This window comes from Terrimicrobium sacchariphilum (genome assembly GCF_001613545.1).
GTDB classification, from domain to species: Bacteria; Verrucomicrobiota; Verrucomicrobiia; order Chthoniobacterales; family Terrimicrobiaceae; genus Terrimicrobium; species Terrimicrobium sacchariphilum.
In genome coordinates, this window is sequence record NZ_BDCO01000002.1 from 240,432 (window position 1) to 257,983 (window position 17,552).

The 17,552-nt window shown below is 59.5% G+C and carries 12 protein-coding genes; 4 read left to right on the forward strand and 8 right to left on the reverse strand.

What is annotated here, in order from left to right; genetic code table 11:
- The 5 genes from TSACC_RS01885 to TSACC_RS01905 all read right to left on the reverse strand — a co-directional run bounded on the left by TSACC_RS01885 (position 1) and on the right by TSACC_RS01905 (position 6,730).
- Positions 1-1,128, reverse strand: a complete 1,128-nt coding sequence (locus TSACC_RS01885; protein ID WP_075080544.1) for a Gfo/Idh/MocA family protein — start codon at positions 1,126-1,128, stop codon at positions 1-3.
- An 83-nt stretch (positions 1,129-1,211) separates the two neighbouring features.
- On the reverse strand, positions 1,212-4,823 hold the full coding sequence (locus TSACC_RS01890; RefSeq protein WP_075077710.1) for a hypothetical protein: 3,612 nt from the start codon (positions 4,821-4,823) through the stop codon (positions 1,212-1,214).
- Positions 4,807-5,592, reverse strand: coding sequence for a prepilin-type N-terminal cleavage/methylation domain-containing protein (locus TSACC_RS01895; protein ID WP_075077711.1), 786 nt, complete (start codon positions 5,590-5,592; stop codon positions 4,807-4,809). Before TSACC_RS01895 ends, TSACC_RS01890 begins: the two co-directional genes overlap by 17 nt.
- Positions 5,576-6,034: a type IV pilus modification PilV family protein gene (locus TSACC_RS22190; protein WP_075077712.1), complete on the reverse strand. Its 459-nt coding sequence runs from the start codon at positions 6,032-6,034 to the stop codon at positions 5,576-5,578. Before TSACC_RS22190 ends, TSACC_RS01895 begins: the two co-directional genes overlap by 17 nt.
- 6 nt (positions 6,035-6,040) lie before the next feature.
- Positions 6,041-6,730, reverse strand: coding sequence for a prepilin-type N-terminal cleavage/methylation domain-containing protein (locus TSACC_RS01905; RefSeq protein ID WP_075077713.1), 690 nt, complete (start codon positions 6,728-6,730; stop codon positions 6,041-6,043).
- Positions 6,731-7,011: 281 nt separating this feature from the next.
- Here TSACC_RS01905 and TSACC_RS01910 point away from each other — a divergent pair, with 281 nt between their 5' ends.
- Positions 7,012-8,373, forward strand: a complete 1,362-nt coding sequence (locus tag TSACC_RS01910) for an FAD-dependent oxidoreductase (RefSeq protein ID WP_075077714.1) — start codon at positions 7,012-7,014, stop codon at positions 8,371-8,373.
- Between the two features lie 58 nt (positions 8,374-8,431).
- Here the strand turns inward: TSACC_RS01910 and TSACC_RS01915 are convergent, their stop codons facing one another.
- Together TSACC_RS01915 and TSACC_RS01920 are read right to left on the reverse strand one after the other, a co-directional pair.
- Positions 8,432-10,804, reverse strand: a complete 2,373-nt coding sequence (locus TSACC_RS01915; protein ID WP_075077715.1) for a glycoside hydrolase family 31 protein — start codon at positions 10,802-10,804, stop codon at positions 8,432-8,434.
- A 233-nt stretch (positions 10,805-11,037) separates the two neighbouring features.
- Positions 11,038-12,285 carry an alpha-L-fucosidase gene (locus tag TSACC_RS01920; RefSeq protein WP_169809502.1) on the reverse strand — a complete coding sequence of 416 codons (1,248 nt, stop codon included), beginning with the start codon at positions 12,283-12,285 and terminating at the stop codon, positions 11,038-11,040.
- Between the two features lie 132 nt (positions 12,286-12,417).
- On the opposite strand from TSACC_RS01920, the gene TSACC_RS21160 reads away from it, so the two are divergent.
- Positions 12,418-13,179 carry an alpha/beta hydrolase gene (locus TSACC_RS21160; RefSeq protein ID WP_075077716.1) on the forward strand — a complete coding sequence of 254 codons (762 nt, stop codon included), beginning with the start codon at positions 12,418-12,420 and terminating at the stop codon, positions 13,177-13,179.
- Here TSACC_RS21160 and TSACC_RS01930 read toward each other — a convergent pair.
- Positions 13,176-14,195, reverse strand: coding sequence for a LacI family DNA-binding transcriptional regulator (locus tag TSACC_RS01930; RefSeq protein WP_075077717.1), 1,020 nt, complete (start codon positions 14,193-14,195; stop codon positions 13,176-13,178). The two genes, TSACC_RS21160 and TSACC_RS01930, sit on opposite strands and share 4 nt — an antisense overlap.
- A 66-nt stretch (positions 14,196-14,261) precedes the next feature.
- Between TSACC_RS01930 and TSACC_RS01935 the strand changes: the two genes are divergently transcribed.
- Both TSACC_RS01935 and TSACC_RS01940 read left to right on the forward strand, forming a co-directional pair.
- A complete protein-coding gene (locus tag TSACC_RS01935) occupies positions 14,262-16,949 on the forward strand; it encodes an H-X9-DG-CTERM domain-containing protein (RefSeq protein ID WP_237763882.1) in 2,688 nt (895 codons plus the stop codon).
- Positions 16,950-16,979: 30 nt separating this feature from the next.
- A complete protein-coding gene (locus TSACC_RS01940; protein WP_075077719.1) occupies positions 16,980-17,531 on the forward strand; it encodes a carbohydrate binding domain-containing protein in 552 nt (183 codons plus the stop codon).
- The last annotated feature ends 21 nt before the right edge of the window (positions 17,532-17,552 follow it).

Below are 17,552 nucleotides of genomic sequence, written 5' to 3' on the forward strand. Positions count from 1 at the left end.
CTAGGGAACGTCGTACGGCACGGAGCCCTCGCGGAGGGAATTGGTTCCGAGATAACCGGCGGCCACGGCCTGCCGGGCGTCTTGCGGAGAGGCTCCCAGTGTCGTGCCGTTTGTCAAAAAAGAGAGGAAGTCCTCGATCATGAGGCGATCCGCACCGCCGTGGTGGCCCTCGAGCTGCGGCACTGTGCGGACTTCGTGTCCGGCAGCTTGATGGGAAACCCGCTGGTTCCAAAGATGGACCGTGGCGGGTTGTCCTGGGCGGGAGATGTCTCCGTAGTTCTCGATGCGGCCCTCGGTACCGATGATCGTGTAGTTGCGGTGGGCATCGGGGCTGTAGTGGCACTGCATGTAGGAGGCCTGCACGCCATTGGCGAGTTGCAGGAGGAGCATGCTGTGGTCCTCAATGTCGACGATGGGGCTTAATCCGACATGGGAGAGTGGCGGCCAGGTGGGAGGTTCGGAGTGCGTACGTCCCGGCTCGTCAGCTTGGCGGCGATCACTGATCTTGTCGTAGACGCTGAGCTTTCCCATGCCGACCACTCGCCGGGTGTACGCTCCGCCCAGGTGATGGATGATGTCGATATCGTGCGCTCCTTTTTGGAGCAACAGACCGTGGGAGTAGGCGCGTTCGGAATGCCAGTCCTTGAAATAAGCATCACCGCCATAACTCACGAAATGCCTGCACCAGATGGCCTCCACCCGGCCGATGCGGCCTTCCGTGATGAGCTGGTGCATGATCTGCACGGAGGGAAAAAACCGCATGTTATGCCCGACATAGAGGCGGGCGGAGGATTCGGCATGCACCTTCAGGATGCGATCGCAATCGGCGATGGAAACTGCCATGGGCTTCTCCAGGAAGACGTGCTTGCCTGCTCGCAGTGCGGCGCAGGCGTGCTCCGCGTGCAGGTGATCTGGCGAGCACACAAAGACAGCATCGATCGACGGATTACCCACGATGTCGCGATAATCCGCAGTGAACGGCACGGGAGCTCCAATCGTTTCGCGATAGACCTCCAGGCCGTCGGGCGATGATCCGCAGACGGCGACGACGGAGAAACCTCGTTCCGGATGATGGGCGAGCAGCGAGATGCGGCCGCGGTTGTGCGCTCCGATGACGGCGAGTTTCATGAGTCTGACAGGGCGAAGGATACACCTGCCAGCGGGATAACCCATCAAATTTCCGGCGGATGGGCTCTCGCCCCATTCTCCGGCTATTCTGTCACGACCTCAATCCGCTGATCGATGACCTTGCCGGTGAAGCGGTCGATGGCGACATGCAGCCAGTAGCGGCGCTCGCTCTCCACGGTGAACTGCGCGAGGGCGCTCGCGCTCGGGGAGTAACGGCCCGACTGGGCGATGAGGTCAATCATGAGATTCCAGGTGCGCGTCTGGGTGACGTCGCCCAGCGCTCGCACAAAGGCTTCGCGGCGCAGCTTGATGTTCTGAGCGTCATTGTTGGGAAAGTTTCCGCTCGTCGTGCTGCCGGTGGTGGGGCTGAGAAAGGGACTGACCAGGGTGGCCAGTTCGCTCTTGTTGACGATTTTGTTGGTCGCGGTGAATCCGCTGATCGATGCGGCGAGCGTTGTCGCAGTCGTAGAGGTCATTGAAATGCTGGCCACCGGATCGATGACAGTACCAGCGAGCAATGACTTGAGAACATCCTGGTTGCGGGTGTTCAGGTTGACCTTGCCGGTGACGAAGGGCTGGGTCGAATCCTGCACGCTGAAAATATCGAGCAGGGCAGAATCCGCACTTTTCGAGGAAAACAGGTCGAGGGTTTTCCATGGGCCATCCCGGAAAACAAAGCCGAGTTCACCCACGGTGCGAAACGGACGGTTCAGCACCACCGGCTTGTCGATGCTGCGCTCAAAGGGGTTGCCAGAGATGCCGGTGGCATCCACGAACAGGCCGGAATCCGAGATGCGGCGCAGGCCGTCATTGTCGACATAGCTGGTCTCCGAACTTGATCCGGACGCCGTGACAGTGTTGTTGCTGCTGTCAGCGATGGCCGTGTTGCGGCCGTAGTTATTACGGGCAAGCTGCGCGGGGAAGTAATTGTCTCCGAAGATGGTCGGTTTGCGCTCCACCATGGTGCTTCCGCCGCCGAATCCTTTTTCGAAGGGGGCGGCGTTATTGGTTGATGACCAGAGGATCGTATGCTCGGCCAGCAAGGCTGCGGCCAGCCCGCTGCGAATGAAAACCCAGGCGTTAAAGCGCGTGGAGCGCGGATCGTTCGAGGCAAAGATCGGAGAGCGATCCCAGGAGTTGTCGTGTGTGATACGAACTTTGCCTCCGCTGCCTGGAGTGCTCCAGGGATCGCCAGTCTCCGAATTCTGCACGGCGCCCGTCGCCGAATCCACCGTCCAGCCAGACGGGTACGGGCCGCTCAGGTAGGAGATGAAGTTTGCGTAATATTGACTATCGCTCGCGCGCTGGACTGATGAGACGATGGGCAGGCTGGCCAACACGTCGCGGAACCATGTCGTATTATCGTTGATGCCGGTGGCGTATTGATAGGGAATCCACTCGCCGGAGGAGCCGTTGGGCCGGAGATACTCCATCACCACGTTGAATGACTTGCTGATGGTGGCGGTGGCGTCGTAACCGAGGCTGACCTTTACCGAGTTGAACTGGCTCGAGGTAAGGGTGCTGGTCGTGCCGAGCTTGAAGGGGAAGTCCCTCAGGCGTAGCGCCGCGACATCGGAGACTGGATTGACGACGCCGAGAGTGTACGCTTTTACCCAGGCGCCTGCGGTGGCTGGAGAGGGCATCGTCGTAGTGGAGCCAAGGTTTGTCGAGGGGTCGTAAATATCCGCCTCGCGTAATGTGGCCGGAGCGCCGAAGCCTCCCACCGCAGTGCTCGAAAGTTCGATCGACTGATCGAGGGTCGAGACAAATCCGGGCTCGTTGCCTGAGCCGAGGGTTTCGGGCAGGGAGCCGTTGTCACCGTATTTGTTATAAACGGCAACCGACCCCTTAACCCGGATTCGCACTCGGGGCAGGCTGGATGAGACGGTCTGGTGGGGGTTCCAGAGATTGAAGGTCAGGTAGACCGCTGCATTGGCCGAGGTTTGGGTAGGGGTTTGCGAGTTGGCCTGTGCGCCGATGACGGGAGTGATGGAGGCGATGCCCGGCAGACTTTCCACTCCGCAGGCCAGCCATGAGGTACCGCCCTGGGAATACTCAATCGCGGTCGGAAATGAATCGGTATCCGCCTGGTCGATGGCGGCAGCTCCCATCCGCAGGATTTGAAACATTGGATAGGTTTGCTGGATGCTCGCATTGTATGCGGATGACCCGCCGGACGCTCCGGCGTTGCCATTGAGTCCGAGCGAACCCTGGAGAATTGCGGCCTGGAGGAGTTCAAAGAAATCCGGGGCGCGACCCTCTGTGGCGACTTCGCTCAAGGTCTTGATGCGCTGTTGCTCTGTGGAACCCGACACGCCGACATATTTCCAGACGGAGGCACCGCCGAGCGCGGGGTCGAGGGATGGTCCCCAGACGAGTCCAAAGCAGGCCTGGACAGCTGCTGCCGACACCCCATTGGGTCCTCCCGAGCCGACCCAGGCAAGGCGGGACAAAGGAAAGCGCCTCTGGATCACCTCGTCGCCTGGTTCGACAGTGTAGGTATAGGCTGTTCCAGAGGAGTTGTAGTTCGTGATGGTGTTGGTCGAGGTGAACCGGACGCCGGGGAGGAAGCGATTCGGGTTGGGGCTTGCGCCGGAGAAGGGGGAGGAGGTTGAGACGCCTGCGTTATTCTTATAGGCATAGGCTGGCGTGCTGACACCGCCCAGCGAAGAGGCGTTGTAGGTCGGTCCCCAGGCCGGGGAGTTGCGGTCACGGGAGAAGGTGGTCAGGTTCGGCAGGGCATTCGTTGATAGTCCAGCGATCCCTCCCTGCGCGGCCTTGATGAGATCCTGTCGGCTCAGGAACGTATTATCACCCGGATACACGGTTCCCGCAGCGTTGGTCGTCAGGAAATTTGTCACGTAGTTGACATACGACGATTTACTGGCGGCATTGCGCCACTGCACGAGATCATCCTGATTGATCGAGGAGCTGGCATTCGCTGGCGATACCCCGGCGAGTAGTCCCTTGATCTGCTCGATTTGCGTGGCGGTGAGCGCGGCTGGATAACCCGCAAGAGTGATATCGAGCAACCCGCCGACATCATAAATGGCGTAGGCAAAGCGCCCGATGGCAAAGTTGGTGTTGCCCGGGGCCGGATTATTCGCCGTGTTGCCCGTCGCACCAAAGGAAAGTCCGCTTCCATTGGTGGCGCCTGCGCGCGTCATGATGATCCAGTTGGGCGTGCTGGCGGTGGTGGGGAAGTTTCCCAACTGGGGAAGGTTCCACCGGTTGGTGTCGATGTATCGCCCGTTCTGGGAAGAGGTGAAGGTATTGACTGAGGAAGCAATGAGCTTCCCAGAGGCTTGCGACCCGGTGTATGGCGCGGTGGTCGAGCTGATCTTGAGCAGATTGGTCATGGCGGAGTTCGTACCCACGGGCTGCGGCATGACGTTGGTCGAGGAGACGTTGGTATAGAGCGGCTTCTGCGGGTATGTCAGATCGGCGGCCGCATCCTTGCCCATTTCATTCTGGAGCTCGGCCACGATGAGACGGAGACCGCCCTGGGCGACCTGCTCGGCGGAGAGAGCCTGGCTGTAGCTGAATGATGCGGTGCGCTCCACGCGCATGGCAGCGACGAAAGCAACCAGGATGAGGCTGACAACGACAACGAGCGAAAGAACCGTGATGAGCGCGACGCCACGTGTACGCCGGGACGGATTGCTCCGGGGAAAGGAATCAGGGGAGGGAGACATAGCGTTCGAAAATCTTCAATCCGCTTGTGAGGGTTTTCGGGTAGGCATCCCAGTTGAGGTCATTTTTGAGATATTTCTCCCAGTCGGCCTTGATGCTGTTGGTGCCGGTGGCATTGGTGTTGAAGCCATTGCGCAACGCTGAGATTTTGGCCGGATTGGCGCTCAGGAGTTCCAGTGTCTTGTCATCGACCACGGCGAGGCCCACTGCGGCGACCCTCGGGCGGTTGGTCGCGACGTAATTGGTCGAGATCGAGCCATCAGGATAGATAAACTGCACCTTGAAGCCGACAATGCCGGGGGCGGTATCACGAGGTGTCGCCCCCGCCGGAGCGACGGTATCACCGAACGCGGGAGGCGCGGAGGAACTCCAGGACGCGGCGAGATCAGCGCGCTGGAGCACGGTATTCGTCGATGCTCCCAAGTCATATTGAACCCACGAGAGGTTGCGGGTGGTGGCATTGCTGGAGAAACCGGGGCGTTCTGTGTAGAAGCCCACGGTTCCCGCGGGGAAGGCTGGGAGGTCGGTGCGATAGAGACCTCCCTGAAGGTCGCGGGTCAGGAGATCCATCATGGCGCGGCCCTTGGTGAAGTTATTTACCCGGGCCTGTCCGGTGATCCATGTCTGGCTGGTCGCCGAGAGCATCTGGGCCAGCACGACCGAGATCAAGGCCAGCACAGTGATGGCGACGAGCAACTCAACCAGCGTGAAGGCGTGGCGGGCGCTTTTTCGCCGGCAGGGCAGTCCGGGAATGTCAATACAACGGGACATAGGTGAGGGCCTCGTAACGTCCTGCCGCGTTGCTGATCGAGGCCTGGTACGGCCAACTGAGCATGACATAGACCTGGGCGAGCCGCGGTCCGGTCTGGGCATTTGTGCCGGCACGGCAGACGATGCGATAGGCTGGTGTGCTGTTCGTGCGTCCGTCGAGCCCGACCAGGCCTCCCGAGGAGGCATAGACATCGCCATAGGAGTTGGTGAGAGCGGTAAGGGGGATTGCAAAGTTGTTGAGATTGGAACTCGTGGTCGGCGCAGCCAGGCGGGTTGCGAGGATCTGGGAGGCGAGATTGGCCGCCTGGACCTGTTCCTCGGATTCGCGACCGGTGCGGAGGCCGGTGCTGAACAGGCCGATAAGCGCAACGAGGACAAACGCGCAAATACCGAGGGCGAGGACGACCTCAACCAGGGAGAAAGCTCGCGTGGGGTGTTTCATGGTGGGTCAGGGGCGGAAGACGGCGGTCTGACCGGTGAGTCCATTGACTCTCAGGACAGCGACGTTGTTCTGGTCTCCGGACTTGCCCCGGGTGGGGCGCAGACCGAACTCGATCACATCGATGACGTTGGATGAAACTCTCGCCTCGCCGTTGGGGGTAAACTGAATGACGCGGGTGAAATCGGTCGTACCCGACGCTCCAGGCAGCTTGATCCTGAAAGATGCGGTGTTGTCCGCAGGGGAGTTTTTCGAGGCGGAGGTGGTGGTTTTTCCTGAGAGGCTGGGAATATCGCTCGAGGTGAAGGTCCCTGCCTCTTCCAACCGGATCTGGTCAAACGTACGGACTCGGGTGGCGAGATCGATCTGGTCGTTGGGTACGCTGCCGTAGCTCGACCACGGAGACGGGTCCGTACCGGTCTTGGAGGCGAGCACTGCCACACTGAGTTCATCGCCATTGGCCCCGCCCGGGTTGGGGCGCATGGCCACCCAGACGTAGGTATTGCGGGAGATCGCGTATTGCCGGGCCTGCTCGAGCGTGCCGGACAGCTCGATGAGAGCCTGGGTCATCTGATTTCCCTTGGCCATGGAGGTCAGCGCTGGAATCGCCAGGGCCACCAGCACGCTCATGATCGCGATAACGACTAACAGTTCCACCAAGGTGAATCCGGAGCCGGGCTTCTGGGGTCGCAGTTTCATGGGTGATGAAGTTACTGGGTAAGCTCTTTGTGGTTACAGTGTATTTACTTTGTTTTTGCAACCCCTTTTTGCGAATGCCTGCGATTCGGTGGATTTCGTTCTGTTCGGAACGTTAATTGGCAGACGAAAGCTCGCGTGATCCCCCGAGAGATGTTTTTGATGGTTTGGGCGGCGGCTTGCCGCGAAGCCCCCCGCGCAAGTCGTAAAACCGGAGTTTTCTCCATGCTTTTCTCCATCTTGTGGCGCTCTCGGCGGCTTGCGGGAGTGATACGATGAATGGGATGAAAATCGTCCGCGAATCTGCCCGGGAGACGCCTGTCGTCGGGGAATTTGATCTCTGTGTGATCGGTGGTTCCTGCACCGGGGTGTTTGCGGCAGTGCGAGCGGCCCGGCTGGGATTATCCGTGGCAATTGTCGAGCAAAGCCTCCTTCTGGGGGGAGTTGCGACTCTCGCGCAAGTCAATGAGTGGCACTCGCTTTACGATACGGCGGGCATGCAAATCATCGGAGGGCTTACGGTGGAGGTGCTGGATAATCTCCGCCACCGAGGCCTTGTCATTGAATCCGAGCGCGAGGGCCGCGGGTTATGTGCCACGTTCAACAGCGCCGAGCTGGCTCTCGACCTCGACCGGCTGGTGATGGAGAATGGCATCCGGATTTTTCTCAGAGCCTCATGCGTGGCAGCGATCCGAGAGGGAGGACGGGTGGCTGCGGCCATCATCGAGGACAAGTCAGGGAGGCGGGCGATTGCTGCGCGGTTCTTTATTGATGCCTCGGGCGACGGGGATCTGCTCCGGCAGGCGGGTTTTGGAGCATGGAAGAGTGAAAGCCTGCAGCCGGTGAATTACCAGATGCTGGCTGCGGGACTCGATCGCGTGATGGAAAAAACCGGGCAGGATATCTGGGAGCAGGTAAAACATCGGGCGGCGGACTATGGCTATCCCGCCGACAATGCGGTGCCATGGATCAATCGATTCCCGGCCCCGGCGGACCTGAGAAACATCTACGGCCCGCGGCTGAACGGGTATGATGCGGCCGATGCAGACCAGTTGACTGCTGCGGCGCTCGAGGGGCGGCGATGCTTGCGAGCGCTGCTCGACATGATCCGGGCTGGGCCTGATCCGGGCGTCGCGGCGGTGTCACTCGCCCATGCGCTCGGCGTGCGCGAGACATGGCACGCCCGGTGCATGCACCGATTGCGGGCCGGGGAGCTCATGGCGGGTGTTGCATTTCCTGATGCCATTGCGCAGGGGACCTATCCGGTGGATGTGCATTCGCCCGAGGGAACGGTGCTGAGGTTTCTCGATGGTCGCGAGCAGTGTATCGGTCGCGATGGTATTGCGGTCTGGCGGCGCTGGCGCGATGAGACTGCGGAGAGTCCCCGCTGCTATCATCTTCCCTATCGCAGCCTGGTGCCCGAGTTCGCGGAGAATCTCCTGGTGGCCGGCAGATTGATCGATGCGGATCGCGAGGCTTTTGGGGGAGTCCGCGTGATGGTCAACATGAACCAGACTGGCGAAGCGGTGGGCACGGCTGCGTACCTTGCCCTACGTGAAGAGTGCGCCGCATCGGAGGTGCCGATTGCCCAGCTCAGGCGGATGATGGTCGATGGAGGTTCGCTGCTTTCCATCGGTGATGCCTGAAATCGAAACCCGGGCGGGCAGTGGCACCCGGCCCGGGTTCGGGAGATGACTATTGCCTTTAGGCCCTCCAGGTCTGGGTCTTGTAATTGCCGAGCGGCACGCCTTGCGCCTTGACCTTGCGGGCGGCCTTCCCGTTGATCTCCACGGTCGCAATGTCGGTCGTGGTCGTCACGGTGAAGTCCGGTGCACCGGCGCCCTCATGGAGGGTTTCGGTGGAGATGCGGAGCGTGTTTCGGCTGAGCTTTGCCTCGATGGCGAGGCGGGTATAGGCCCCTTTTGCGTAGGCGAAAGAGAGGCCGTCATCGAACTCATACTCTGTGCCTGCGGTGCCTGCACGGGAGAGGAAGACGTGGAAGTCGACCTTGCTGCCATCGAAGGTATTATCCGCCGGAGAGACGCGGGCAAGCGGCAGGATCGAGGCGTCGCGGATATAGAGAGGCGTATTTTCGCGGTCTGCCTTCACCGTGATGCTGCGACCGCCATCGATCCATTTCCCTGTGGAAATGTCGAACCACCGCGTGCGACCTGGCAGGACGACGTCGCGCTGGGTCTGCTTTTCCTGGACGAAGGGTGCCTGAAGGATCGAGGGACCGACAAGAAACTGGTCGTCGATTTTGCCCAGGGGCAGGCCCTTCGTGTCTGCAAAGTCGTAGAAGAGGGGCCGCAGGATGGCCTCTCCCTCGAGTTCATTGCCGATGAAGAGCTGGTAGAGGTAGGGGCGCAGGCGGTAGCGCAGGCGGACATATTTGCGCAGGACTTTCAGGACGGCAGGACCAAACATCCATGGCTCCTGCTTGCGCGTGTCCTTCATGCTGTGGTTGCGCAGGACGGGGAAAAGGAAGCCCGCCTTGTACCAGTCCTGAATAAGCTCTGGCGTCGTGTCCCCGCCGAACCCGGCTGCGTCCGGGCCATTGAAAGGAATGCCGGAGAGGGCGAGATTCAGGGTTGTCGAGATGCAGGTCTTGAGGTGGTGGTAGTTGCTATAGTTGTCACCGGTCCAGATGGCGGTGTGGCGGCCGGAACCAGTCGAGCCGGAGCGGCAGAGCAGGAAGGGACGCTGGTCCGGGTGAGCCTTGATAAAGCCCTCGCGCGAGGCCTGCGCCATACCGAAGGCATACTGGTTATGATAGGTCTCATGGCTCTTTTTGCCATGATCAAAGCACATCTGGTCATTGTCGGCCGGCCCGGTCGACGGATCGTTCATGTCGAGCCATGCTCCATGAATGCCGTGGGAGGCGAAGTCGGCGACTTCTTTCGACCACCACTGGCGTGCGGAGGGGAGAGAGAAATCCGGGAAAACGGTCTGGCCCGGCCATACCAGGCCGATGTACTCGAGGCCCTGCGGGTTTTTGCAAAAGGCGTCGGCTTTCCGCCCGCGTTCATAAACATCATAGCCTTTTTCCCATTTCACGCCGGGATCGATGATGGGGATGACCCTGCGGCCCTTGGCATTCAGCTTTGAGATCGCGTCGGCGGGATCGGGGAAGTGCTTTGCGTCAAAGGTGAAGACGCGATAGCCCCGCATATAGTCAATATCGAGCCAGAGTCCGTCGGCAGGTATCTCGTGCTTGGTGAAGTGTGCATCAAGCTCGAAGAGATCGCGGGCGGATTCATACCCCCAGCGGCATTGGTGATAGCCGAGCGCCCAGGCCGGAGGGCGAGGGGTGGTGCCCACGAGATTCTGGAACTTGCGAGTCAGCTCCGGCAGGGTCGGGCCGACGAGGATGAAGAGATTGGGCTGACCGGATTCTGCTCCGAGGTGAATGCGGCCATCGGAAAGCTTGGAAACGAGCTCCTCAGCGAGAAGCTCGCCCTCGGGGTTTACCTCCATCTGCTCGGCGATGGCGACCTTGAAGCCGGTGGACATAAAGGTCGAGTGCGGGTTGTCGAGGAGCAGGCCAATGTATTTGCCGCGTCGACGAATGATGAGATAAGGGATGGAAACGTAGACCGGATCGGGTGCAGGACGTCCGTTGACATAAGCCTCCGCGTTGAAGTCCCCCCACACGTCGGTGTTCCAGAATTTTGTCGTCTTCCCGGAATGTTCCAGCCCCGTCCATTTTTCGCCCATGCCGTAAAAGGCGTCGGCCTTTTCCTTGATAAACTCGAAGACTGAGGCATCGCCGCACTGGCCGAAAAACCGGCGTGGGGCGGACTCGAGCAATACTTCGCCATCGGAATCGCGGAGGATGAAGCGGTTTTTTGAAACTTCCAGCTTCGGCCCCGCGGAGATCGAGCTTGGCTTGAAGCTTAGGCCCGCCTGCGAATCGTTCACTTTCCAGCCTTTTCCGGAAATGCCGAGATGAAAGATGCCCTCATCGGAGGCGCTCACTTTCAGGCTGTAGGAACCCAGGCTGGTCTTGAGGTTGCCTTTGGCATCGGTAGAGGCGAACTCGAAATTCGAAATGTACGGGTATTTATGAAAATGCATGATGAACTGAATGTGGCGGGGAATCGCTCCGGATGGCCGAAGCTGACGACCGGTTCATTCTCTTTTTATCGGGCAATCCGCCAAGAAGATAGTGAGGGGTGAAACTCTTTCTGTGTCCGTACAGTTCGTGTTGCCACGGGCACTCAAGCAAGGTTGCTGCTCCTGGGCAGTGCTGAAGCTTCTCCGAAGGGTTTCACGCGGCTGGAAATTACCAGCCGCGTGAGAAGCAATGCCTAGTGGGCCGGTTCGCCGGGAATCCAGAAGGTCGTTGTCGCGGTGATGGGCGCGGGATCGCCGTCCAGAGTGAGAACGATGGTGGTGGCGATGGGATCAGGGAGGGGCACGGGAAGATTTCGCAGCACGATGCGCTCGGCGTCCTGTTCAAACTCGATCGCCTCGCCTGTGGCGAGCCACTTCGCCGAAAGCACTTTGTTCTTCGGTTCCGCCCAGCAGAGCTCGGTGGCGGTGCTGTTGCGGATGTGCAGATAAACCTGGCTGCCGCGCATGGTGACGCGACCCCAGTTGTTCCAGGCGAAGGTGGAGCGATCCGTATTGCGGATCGACTCGCGATTGCGGCTGAGCCAGGCACCGGCTTCCTTGAGGATGGCGCAGGATTCCTCGGGAATCGTTCCGTCCGGCTTCGGTCCGATATTGAGCAGGAGGTTGCCTCCGCCCGTGGCCGTCTCGCAAAGCATCTTGATGACTTCCTTGGCGTTCTTCCACTGGGTGTCTCCCGCGTGCCATCCCCAGTTGTCATTCAGCGTCATGCAGGCTTCCCAGAGAGTGTCTTCTGCCGGCGGGCGTATTGCCTGCTCGCTGATCAGGACATGGGACGGAGCGCCATTCCGCTCATTGATCAGGAGATGGGGTTGAAGCTGGAGGAGGTGTTCGTTGACCTCCGGGCTTTGCAGATTGTCCGGGATACAGCCGTCGTACCAGAGGTAGTCGATCTTGCCGTAATTGGTCATCAGTTCGACGAGTTGGGCGCGATAGTAGGCGATAAAGCGTTGGCGTGCTTCCTCGCTGGCCCAGTCGGTGACGCCCGGCCAGTCGCGGAAGTATGCGCCCGGGTAGTCCGGGTGAGACCAGTCGGCGGGAGAGTAGTACAGGCCGACCTTCAGGCCGGCGGAGCGAAACGCATCGACGAATTCGCCGACAAGGTCTCGCTTGGGGCCGAGGCGCGCTGCATGGAAGTCGCTCTGCTGCGTGGGCCATAGGGCGAAGCCATCATGATGGCGGGCAGTGAGAACGGCGTAGCCCATCCCAGCCTCTTTGGCGAGCTCGGCCCAGGCTTTTGGGTCGTAGTTTTCCGCGTGGAAATTTTCTACATAAAGTCTTTGGTAATTCTCCTGAGAGATGCGCTCGCGGTTGCGCACCCATTCGCCTCGAGCGGCGACCGAGTATGCGCCCCAATGAATGAACATTCCGTAGCGGGATTCGTTGAACCAGCTGAAGTGAGGAGGGGTTGCCTGGGATTTCATGGAAGAGTCTGATGTGATTTTTGCGGCCTTTTCGGCGGGGCCGATGAAGGGCTGATCTATGGCCAAAACCAAAGGAATTGAAAAATAATTCGTGAAGTTCTTATGAAATATCCCTCTTAGATACCGCCTTACATGAGCGCCGAATCCTCCCTGCCTGCCTTTCCCGCCAATAGTTATCGCGGTTATCTTCGCCACGATTTTCAGCTCGATGAAAACCCTGTCACCTTGATCGAGCCTCGCAATCCTGCGCCGGGCCGGCGCTGGGTTTGGAGGGCGGAGTTCTTTGATGCTTTTCCTGCCTTTGATCTTGAGATGCTCGGGCGAGGGTGGTGGCTGGCTTACCAGAATGTCGGCAATACATTTGGGTGCCCATCGGCCATGGATCGATTTGACCTTTTCTACAGGGAGCTCACCGGCAGATACGGGTTTCATCACCGCCCGGTGCTCGAGGGACTGAGTCGTGGAGGCCTGTATGTTTACAACTGGGCGGCGCGAAACCCGGAGAATGTCGGGCTGATCTACGCCGACAATCCAGTGTGCGATTTTAAAAGCTGGCCAGGCGGACACGGGTCGGGGCCGGGGAGCAAGGAGGATTGGGCCGCCCTGTTGCGGTGTTATGGATTTGCTTCTGAAGAGGAAGCCATGACCTGGAAGGGAAATCCGCTCGATCAGGTGCAAATCATAGTGCGCGAAGGAATTCCGATCGTGCACGTCTACGGGGATGCTGACGAGGTGGTGCCTTGGGATGAAAATACCGGGGCCATGATCAGGCGCGTACAGGCTCTAGGCGGCTCGCTCCAGACGTACCTCAAGCCAGGTGCTCTCCATCATCCCCATGGGCCAGAAGATCCGGCCGAACTGGCGGACTGGGTGATCTCGCACACGCGAGACTAGAGTCTTTCCGGGCACGAGGTGCCATCGCGCCATGTCCCGGAGATGAGGGTGAGACGGGGATTTTCCGGGAGCCCAAACTGGTTGTGCAGGATCTTTGAAGCTACCGTTTCGAGAGTCATGCGCCCGAGCTCAACATTCGGCTCATCGACTCCGGCATAGAAGGGATCGGTTGGGCGGACGAGGCAGACGAGGGCAAGCTTGTCGGGGACCCGGATCTTCAACGTGTCGAGCCAGACCATCTCGTGTCCGATAAGGGTAAGGAGCACCTGGGGACGTGATTGCCTGAGCCATTTTTGAAAATCCTGGGCGGAAGTGTCGTCGGGATTTCCGTAAAAGACGGTTGTCCTCTGCCTGCCAAAATATTCATGCTCGCACTGAGCGAAGCCTCCCAGCCACCGGGAGGGCTGGTCGGAGAGATTGTGCCTGGGCAGACAAAGGCTGATTCGTTGAAATCCCCGGGCGATCAGGTTGCGATAAGCCAACATCACATTGGCGTGGTGATCGTGCGCGACCCGGTCGGTCGCAATCGGCCAGGAGTATCCGGTGGTCGAACTCGCATAGCGCTCCCATTGGAAGGAAATCCGCTCTTTCAAAGAGAGGAAGGGAGCAGTCAAAATAAGCCCCTTGATGCCTCGTGAGAAAAGGATCGAGTCGATGCGGGCCGGGGACATCTTTGGGGCGTGCAGGTAGAATGTCTCCGTGTAAAAGCCCAGTTCGTCGGCGCGCTGGAGTATGCCCTGGCGATACTCCTGGTAGACATGAAGGGTGGGCCACTGCTCCGGAGCGGCCGCATCGACCAGGAGGCCGACGCAGCTTCTATCCCGCAAAGGACGACCGGACCGGATCTGGTTCATTAAGGACGAAACATAAGCATTCGGCCGATAGGCCTGCTTTTGCACCTCGGCCTCGATAAGCGCCTTGGTCTCCGGGGGGATGGACCGGTCGCCGCGCAGGGCGCGCGAAACGGTGGACTGGTTGATCCCCAGCACCCTGGCGATGGCCCGTTGATTAGGCATGCGCTACGCATCGTGATGCGTGATGCGTTGTTTGCCAAGTCCTTTGTTTGCCGGGAGACTCGCCCCATGCAGTTTCCCCTAACGCCTCCATATCGTTGCCGCCTGACGAAATCTCCTGTCGCGGCGGTACTTAAGCCAGCCTCTCTGGCCGCGTGCATCGTTGCGCTAATGGGTCAATCCCTAAACGCCTCCTCGGTGACCTGGGATGGTGGGGGAGCCAATGCCCTGTGGGGAACGGCTAATAACTGGGATACGAATACTCTCCCAGCCAGCGTGGATGACATCACCTTTGGTTCGGGCTTTACCTCGGGTAGTCCCAGCCTCGGAGGTGTGAGCTACACCGTCAACTCACTCACCTTCAACGGCTCCACGGCGATCTCGCTTGTGACTGGTGGCGGATCTCCGACCATCACCTTGACCTCGGGTTTGTTGACGAAGTCGACGACGGCAGCTGTAACGATCGCGCCTAACATCCTGCTGGGAGCGAATGGGAGTTGGAGCAACTCCTCCACGCCGTCGGCAAATGCTCTCAAGGTGACCGGGGTGATCTCCGATGGGGCGGCATCCTATGGTTTGACTCTCAGTGGAGGCGGACGGGTGGAACTCTACGCGAATAATACATTCGACGGGGGAGTGACGGCGAATTCCGTGAACCTCGGCGTGTATAATAATGGAGCATTGGGAACCGGTGCGCTTACGGTGCAGGGCGCCTCGGCGGTGTTTTTCACCGCAGGAACGGTTGCAAATAACATTGTCTTCAACAGCCCCAGCGGCTTCACCGGGCTATATTCCGGTTCTTACACGTCGGCGACGAACAATTTCTCGACGACCTTCACCGGCAGCATCACCGGGGCGATGAACAACCAGCAACTCCGTGTGGGTGGGAACGGACGGACATGGGTTTTTGGAACGATCAACCTTACGGGCATGCAGTCGGCGGGCCTCCAATTGGTGCCGGAGGAAGCATCGAGCAGTTCGTCGTATATCTTTTCGTCGACGCCGACTCTTAGCAATGGCCGCATCCTGCTTGGCGCGACCTCTGCGGCCGGAGCTCAGGGTAATCTCCTCGTCAACGCCGCCACGACCTTCAATGTGACTCGTATCACACAAAACAGCGGTGGCGGCAGGGACACGATTGGCGGCATCCACACGTCCGGCACAGCGACGTTCTCGCAGTCAGAGGGCATCCTGCTCAATGATGTGACGGCCGGACAGGTCAACCTGATCTCGCTGAATTCCGGAGCGACCACGGACTTTGCGTCGCTGCTCGATGATGGGACGAACTCGGTGGGAGTGACAGTCAACGGTACCTATCGTCAGATCGACACGACCGCATCCGCGGGCCAGGCAAACCCGGTTTACATGACCCAGACTCCCACGGGCAAGGTGAGGCTAAGCAAGTCCACCGGGAATACTTATGATGGCGGAACAGTGGTTTCCGCCGGGACATTGCTCGTGGCTAATACGAGTGGATCGGCCACCGGTACAGGTAGTGTTTCGGTGGAGAGCGGAGCCGTTCTTGGCGGTACGGGTATCATTGCTCCCGGCGGGGCGGGAACCGTGCTGGTGAAATCCGGAGCCACGCTTGCGCCGGGCGAGGGGATCGGCCAGATCCGCTTCAATGGAGCGGCCACATCGGCGGCGGTGCTTTCCCTTGAGTCTGGAGCGGCATTTTCGTTCGAACTGGGCGCACCGGGAGTAAGCGATTCCGTGGCGATGTGGAACTACGCGCTCGGCGATCTGGTGCTCAACGGCAATGTTGTCAACTTCACCAATCTCGGCGGGCTGGCGGAAGGAACCTATACGCTGTTCTCTTTCTTCTCGGATAGCGGCACGACATTGACGGCGAGCGGGCTGGCGTCGGGGTTGACCATCGGAACCGGGCTCGAGTCTTATAGTGGCAGCTACTTCGTATACGGGCCCGACTCGATCAATCTCGTTGTGGCGGTACCGGAGCCATCCACAATTTGGCTGCTGGTTGCCGTGGGCGTGCTAGGTTTGTGCAAGATGAGGATGACGTCGGTCAGTAATGGACGGAGTGTCGCCTTCGGCTTTCGCAAGGTTAACGGGTTTACCCTCATGGAGGTGCTCGCCGCAGTCGCGGTGATCGCGGTGCTCGCCGCGCTGATCCTGCCTGCGATGCAAGGCCTCCGGCAGAAAGGATTGTCCATTCTTTGTCTCCAGAACCTCCGGACACTGGCTGTTGCCTATAGTCAGTATCGGGCGGATCGGGATGGACTGCCTTTGCCTCGCGGCGTTACCTCCACCGATCCCGATTCGGAGAACGGCCATAACTTTTCCGGAATCAGCCTGCTGAGGCAGTACTATCAGGGAGGAACCGGGCCTTATGTCTTCACGCCCAGGGGGCAGTACATCGAGGTGAAGACGGAGAAGTGCCCGATGTCGGCCATCCGGAAGGAGACCACCACAGCGAACTATAACTTTATAGCGAAGGATAATTACCTGAGCTACACGGGAAATAATGCGGTCCGCATGGACCTGTATTTTTCCAATCACTCCAAGACCCCGCTGATGTGGGAAAGCTGGTCGATCAACTGGGGGTCCAATCCGTACATGCCCATGAGGCATTCCGGCAAGGTCAACATGGCATTCCTTGACGGGCATGTGGAAAGCATCCCGGGCACGGATGGCCGACTCTACAAGGGATACATCGAGTCCATCTACAAGACCGGAACTGTGGATGAGACCAAGCAGGGCAGCGGTATCGCCCTGGCGCGTGAAACCTATCCTTGAGTCCGGCCTGAACTTTCTTCCTCTCTTCTCATGAAAACCTCCCTTTCCTTCCTCTTCGCCGGCACTTTTGTTCTCGCAGTCCTCGTTGGCAACTCGCGAGCAGACACCCTGGAGATTGATTCTTTCGAAACCCAGCCATTCCAATGGCAGGCGGCCATGGATCAGCCCGACCGGGCTCCCTTTACCAAGGAAGCCTCTGCCCAAAAGATCAAGGAAGGCAGTGCATCCGCCCGCTGGTCGGTGTCGCAGCGTCCATGGGCCATCATGAAGCATGCGCCCGAGGACTGGAGTTCCTATCAAGCGCTCAGTCTTTGGATCTATGCCGACAAGGCGAATGGGCAGGTCCTCAACTTTTGGGTTTATTCCGGCGAAGGAGGGCAAAACTATTATTTCCACAAGCTTGTGGTCGACTGGACGGGCTGGAAGCAGATCGTGTTGCCACTTTCCGAGTTTCACGCCGTGCGTGATCCCGCAGGCTGGAACAAGGTCACCGGCTTTATGATCTCTGGCAAGGGCGGCGAGGCTGCCCCGCTGGCTGACAGTGTGCTTTGGCTCGACGATATCAAGCTGGAGTCTCTGTGATATCCCTCCTGAGAAATTGTG